Source organism: Collimonas antrihumi (assembly GCF_018304965.1).
In the GTDB taxonomy this organism is placed as follows: Bacteria; Pseudomonadota; Gammaproteobacteria; order Burkholderiales; family Burkholderiaceae_D; genus Collimonas; species Collimonas antrihumi.
Genome location: NZ_JAGQED010000052.1, coordinates 1 through 4,533 on the forward strand (window position 1 = coordinate 1; position 4,533 = coordinate 4,533).

The window sequence follows — 4,533 nt, forward strand, 5'->3', positions numbered from 1 at the left end:
CAGGAAACCACGATTTTTATGTAAAGTTCGACCGGTAGTGAGTGCCGCAGACGCGAGCGCCCGGCAGGCAAACATAGGGAATCGAAACTGCAAGGCGTACATAATTCCGAACCGAGGATAATTCCTTTTAGGTCAAATTTGACCTAACAGAAAGAATTTTATGTTTCTAGGCGCCGACAGTGGCGGCGAACGTGCCGCCGCCATGTACTCGCTCATCGTCAGCGCCCTATGCCGCATGCGGCATAGGGCGCTTCATGCCGAGTCCTGAACTATGCCGAGCTTCAATGTTCCGGTACGATGGACATGTCCGTTCGGCAAGGAAATTGAAGCCGTCACTCGGCATAGTCGGAGTAGCTACAGGGCGTTGAGGAACGCAAGCAGTTGATCACCAGGATGGTACCGGTCAAATTTCCTGCCGTTCAATGGCTTGATCTTGGCCAGCGCCGCTTCTTTGATTGCCAAATACGCGTGCAAATAGACTTGCGTGGTCTCGACAGATTCATGCCCTAGCCACAGCGCAATGATGGAACTGTCCACGCCCGCCTGTAGCAGTTCCATGGCAGCGGTATGTCTGAGCACGTGTGGGGACACCCGCTTCGTCTTCAAGGATGGACATCGTGCGCTCGCGATCGCTGTGTACTTGCCCAAGAGGTACTGTACTGCATCAGCGCTAAGCCGATCGCCATGTATGCTAGGAAAGACTGTTTGCACGCCATTTCGACTTGGCTCCTGAAACCAGATCTGCAGGGTAGCAATCGTATGTCCGGTGAGCGGCGTACATCGCTCCTTGCGTCCCTTGCCAAGGCAACGCACATGTGCGCCTTTGCCGAACATAACGGCGTCACGGTCAAGTCCAATTAACTCCGAAAGCCGCAAACCAGTCTGAACGGCGAGCAGCAACAGCGCGTGATCGCGACGCCCCACCCAAGTTGCTCGATCAGGGGCGGCGAGGAGTGCTTCGATCTCGGGTCTTGTCAGAAACTGAACCACCCGCTTATCGTGGCGCTTGCTGGGTATCGCTAATACGCGTTGGATATGTGCGCTATAAGCGGGCTCCTCGAACGCCGTGAAACGAAAGAAGGAGCGGATTGCCGTTAGGCGTAGATTACGCGTGAGCACGCTAACAGTACGACACGTCTCTAGGTCATCGAGAAACGCGCTGACCAATGGTGCATCGAGATCGCGCAAATCGAGATTCGAGGGCGGTATATGCAATCGTGCCTGCGCAAACTTCAGCAATAGACGAAACGTATCCCGATATGATTCGATCGTGTGGGAACTCACATGCCGTTGCCGCATCAACCGTTCCGTGAAGAAGCGCTCTATCAACTTTGGCAGATTAGGAGCTGGTTTCATGACGTACGCTCCCAGTGTTGCTCAAGCTTGCGGACAGTATGTCCCATCAATTCAGGACAAGCAGATAGGTACCAGTAAGTGTCGCGCACGCAGGTGTGACCTAAGTAGGTTGATAGCGCCGGCAGAATGAGCTCAACGCTGCGGTCGGATCGATAGCAATTCAGCAGGGTCTGAACCGCGAAGCGATGCCGAAAGTCATGAAGACGAGGGCCATTATGATCCGTCTGACCTCTCAGGCCTGTTTGCCGCGAAAGCCGCCAGAACACCTTGTAGACGTACTGAAGCAACAACTTGCCACCTTGTTCGGCGACGAAGAAATACGGGCTGCGTGCAGGCGAGAGATGGGCATCACGGCGCTGCGCATAGTTCACCAGGACATGCCGCGAAGTCGCATGCAAAGGGACCAGGCGCGACTTGCCGAACTTCGTGTCGCGAATAGTCAGGATGCCTTCCGCCAGATCGACGTCGTCGCGACGCAGGCTGAGTGCTTCGCTGATCCTTAATCCTGTCACGGAAAGCAGTCCGAACAGGCAATAATAGGTCCAGCGACGCAAGCCATTTGTTGGCGGCAGTTCCAGCGCCGCCGCCAGCAATGTCCGGATTTCCGTATCGGTATAGATATATGGCTTTGCGCGAGATGGTCCCGGGAGTATTCCAGTTGGCAGCACCTCCGTTTGCGCCTCCAGGCTGTGCAGATGCCGGGCGAACCCACGCACGTCGGTCAGACGCAGGGCCCAGGATGGCCGTCGATCTTGTGGCAGCATTGCCCACTCAAGAGCAAGCTTGTGTGTAATGACGGTGGCGCCGCGCTCTTCCATGAAGCGAACAAAGTTCGTCAGACGTTTCTCCTGCTGTTGGAATTTGAACCCCAAGCCGCGACGCATTGCCACATACCTCTGGAGGGCCAATTGAAGCGTGTTCATGATGCACCGCCAGGCCACTTGAGTGCGATGCTTCGCAGGGTGGAGATATCGACCTTCGCGTAGATCCGTGTCGTGTCATGTTGCTGGTGACGCAGAAGTTGACCGATCTCGGTCAGCGATGCTCCAGCTCGCAGCAATTGTGTAGCCAGGCTATGCCTGAACAGATGCGCACCTTTGTGTGCGACACCGTCAATGCCGCCACGCACGAGCGCCATCTTGGCGATCATGGAAACGTTTGAGGACGACGCAAAGCCGATGTGTGGAGCAGCGACACGGATAAATACCCGGCGACTCTCGGATCGTGGTCGGCCGCGTCGCAGATAGTCAGCAATAGCAGCACCGACCTCTGCTGGCAGCGGCAATTGATCTTGTCGTCTACCTTTCCCCCTCGTGGTCAATTGCCCTAATTGCCAGTCGATATCGTCTAGCGTCAGCTTAGCAATCTCGCTGGCTCGCAATCCGAGGCGAGCCAATAACAGCAAAATCGCGTAGTCCCGCATCCCCATTGGACTGGATCTATCGCAACTATCGAGAATCTTCTGAACCTGCTGGGGCAATAGGTAAGTGGGAAGCGACGCGAGTCTCCACTGCTTTACGCTCGGCACGCTGCTGGCCAGGTCAGTGGCAATGTAGCCCTGGTACTGCAGGTAACGCGTAAATGCACGGAGTGACCAGCACATAGACTGAGCAGAGCGCGGACTGTGGTCGCCCGCATGACGCTCCACAAATCTGACTACGTCTGCGGCTGTCATGCGCGAGACCTGCGCGCTCCCTCCGGCACATCGCTCATGCAAGAATCGGCGAACAACGGGGATGTGGCGGGTAATAGTAACGCGCGCAAGTCCGCATTGCAGGCTCAAATATCGGTCAAAGTCCTCCACGATCTGGTCGAGCTGGCTTAGGACTACAGTCGGTCTTGGCGCTATTGCGTCGTTCTCACGAAGCACTGTCAGTAGTCTTTGCAGTGCAGAGTGGTCGCTCACGAATGGGCATCGATAACGAAGGCGAAATCGCTCGTATTGTTTGACTGTTTGCTCATCCAGGTCATGCAAATCGAGCCGTTTACGGGCAAGCCAGTGACTGAAGTCACAGACGACGCGAAGGCTACGCCATGCACTTTGCTGGCAATGCCCTTCCTTCAATAGTTTCGCCGCGTAGATATCGATATGAACACCCAGCGGGCCCTCATGCAGACGCTGAAGGATCTTGGGGCCGCTGTAATATGCGCTCGTAGTCATGTTCTTCCCTTTCGAAAATTAACAGGAGAGAACACCAGAATATGCCGAGCGCAAGTCTCGTGAATTACTGGAAAAATGACCTATCGTTTCTACCGGTTCGGCATAGTTCAGAACTCGGCATGAAGCGCCAAGCTCAACGGGATCGACCCGCAGGCGTATCTGCGCCATGTGCTGACTCACATCGCCGACTATCCGATCAACCGCGTAGGCGATCTGTTGCCCTGGAACGTCGCTGACCTTTTGCGATAGCTGCCAGCCTGAGATGCGCTTACGATAAACTGGCGACATGGATACCCGCCTTCTTGACGCCTTGCGTAATGCCCCCAGCCTTGATCTGTATGAACTGAGCCTGGCCATCAACCAGATGCTCGCCGACCCGAGGCGCATTCTTGAGGTGCGCCGCCATCTGCACCTCGGCACCCAGGTGATGTATTTCGACCATCGCCGCGGTACCCTCGCGCCTGGTCGAGTGCTACAACTACAGCCTACACAACTGACGGTCCAGGACGATATGACGCGCACGCATTGGAAGCTGCCTTACGCCGCCATTGTGGCCAACCCGGCCCAGCGTGCCGAGCAGGCATCGCCAGGCCGACCCCGCCCAGTCGACGTGCCTGCGTTCAAGCTCGGTGACACAGCCGCCTTCACCGACAAGCATCTGCGCGAGCGCATTGGCACCATCACGCGCATGAACACCAAGACATACTCCATTCTGTGCGACGGCGAGCAGTGGCGCGTACCTCCGGGGCTACTACGCAAGATCATCGATCTCTAAGCTCTGCTATAGGCAGCAGTTCTGCTTACGGCACGCCCAATGTCAATAACGGTACTGCCATCACGCTTACATTTTTTGAACGTATTGCAGAATCAAGCCGTGATCAGTTGTAGTGTAAGCGCTGAATTAAGCACACGGCCACTGGCGTGGACATGGCGCTGGCCGAGTTAGCCAGCGGCTGTCGCGTTTTGCGGCTGGAAGTTGAACGGCAGCAGGTCCATGACGTCGGCATCCGGCTGGC

4 protein-coding genes and 1 pseudogene are annotated in these 4,533 nt (G+C 56.1%); 2 read left to right on the top strand and 3 right to left on the bottom strand.

Features of this window, described 5'->3' with window-relative positions; genetic code table 11:
* Window positions 1-354: 354 nt before the first annotated feature.
* The 3 genes from KHU29_RS21825 to KHU29_RS21835 are packed head-to-tail and all read right to left on the bottom strand — an operon-like array spanning window position 355 to window position 3,517.
* Window positions 355-1,356 carry a tyrosine-type recombinase/integrase gene (locus KHU29_RS21825; protein WP_211455435.1) on the bottom strand — a complete coding sequence of 334 codons (1,002 nt, stop codon included), beginning with the start codon at window positions 1,354-1,356 and terminating at the stop codon, window positions 355-357.
* Window positions 1,353-2,279 carry a tyrosine-type recombinase/integrase gene (locus tag KHU29_RS21830; protein WP_211455436.1) on the bottom strand — a complete coding sequence of 309 codons (927 nt, stop codon included), beginning with the start codon at window positions 2,277-2,279 and terminating at the stop codon, window positions 1,353-1,355. The genes KHU29_RS21825 and KHU29_RS21830 overlap by 4 nt, the downstream gene beginning before the upstream one ends.
* Window positions 2,276-3,517, bottom strand: coding sequence for a site-specific integrase (locus KHU29_RS21835; protein ID WP_211455437.1), 1,242 nt, complete (start codon window positions 3,515-3,517; stop codon window positions 2,276-2,278). The genes KHU29_RS21830 and KHU29_RS21835 overlap by 4 nt, the downstream gene beginning before the upstream one ends.
* A gap of 123 nt (window positions 3,518-3,640) precedes the next feature.
* Between KHU29_RS21835 and KHU29_RS21840 the strand changes: the two are divergent.
* A pseudogene (locus KHU29_RS21840) lies at window positions 3,641-3,766 on the top strand (transposase domain-containing protein); the annotation flags it as partial.
* A 37-nt stretch (window positions 3,767-3,803) separates the two neighbouring features.
* Window positions 3,804-4,292, top strand: coding sequence for a hypothetical protein (locus tag KHU29_RS21845; RefSeq protein ID WP_211455438.1), 489 nt, complete (start codon window positions 3,804-3,806; stop codon window positions 4,290-4,292).
* The last annotated feature ends 241 nt before the right edge of the window (window positions 4,293-4,533 follow it).

Excerpts from the sequence above, each read along its gene's own strand:
- KHU29_RS21835 (WP_211455437.1), bottom strand. The coding sequence starts at position 3,517 with ATGACTACGAGCGCATATTACAGCGGCCCCAAGATCCTTCAGCGTCTG.
- KHU29_RS21825 (WP_211455435.1), bottom strand. The coding sequence starts at position 1,356 with ATGAAACCAGCTCCTAATCTGCCAAAGTTGATAGAGCGCTTCTTCACG.
- KHU29_RS21845 (WP_211455438.1), top strand. The coding sequence starts at position 3,804 with ATGGATACCCGCCTTCTTGACGCCTTGCGTAATGCCCCCAGCCTTGAT.
- KHU29_RS21830 (WP_211455436.1), bottom strand. The coding sequence starts at position 2,279 with ATGAACACGCTTCAATTGGCCCTCCAGAGGTATGTGGCAATGCGTCGC.